A 424-nucleotide genomic window follows, 5' to 3' on the forward strand; every position below is an offset into this window, starting at 1 on the left:
GCCGCTGGACGCGGTGCATCTGGGGGACGGGCACCTGGACGGCCGCCGGGCGTTCACCGTCGACGAGGACCGCTTCCCGAAGCTGCCGGTGCTCGTGGACGAGCTGCGGCGGGAGGGGGTCCGGCTGGTGTCCGTGGTGCCCCCTGCGGGGGATGTGGAGACCGGGCCGGGCGAAGGGGCCTTGCCGGATCTCACCGACGCGCGCGTGCGGTACGCGGGTCAGGCGGCGCGGGGTTTCGCGGGGGTGTGGCACGCGCTGGACTCCTCGGCTCCGGCCGGGAGGGAGGCGCACAACGTGTCCGCGCTGTGCCTGGCCCGGGCCGCGTACGACGGGCTGCGGGACACTGTGCCGTCCGGTGAGCGGCCGTTGGTGCTGTCGCGGTCCGGGTGGGCGGGGTCGCAGCGGTACGGCGGGGTGTGGTCG

General features: G+C 76.2%; 1 protein-coding gene. It reads left to right on the forward strand.

What is annotated here, in order from left to right; genetic code table 11:
- Positions 1 to 424: TIM-barrel domain-containing protein (locus tag CCN29_RS36820; RefSeq protein ID WP_442538713.1), on the forward strand; the 424-nt coding region annotated here is incomplete at both ends.

The sequence above is a fragment of the Streptomyces pseudogriseolus genome, from assembly GCA_002154585.1.
Lineage (GTDB): Bacteria > Actinomycetota > Actinomycetes > Streptomycetales > Streptomycetaceae > Streptomyces > Streptomyces pseudogriseolus.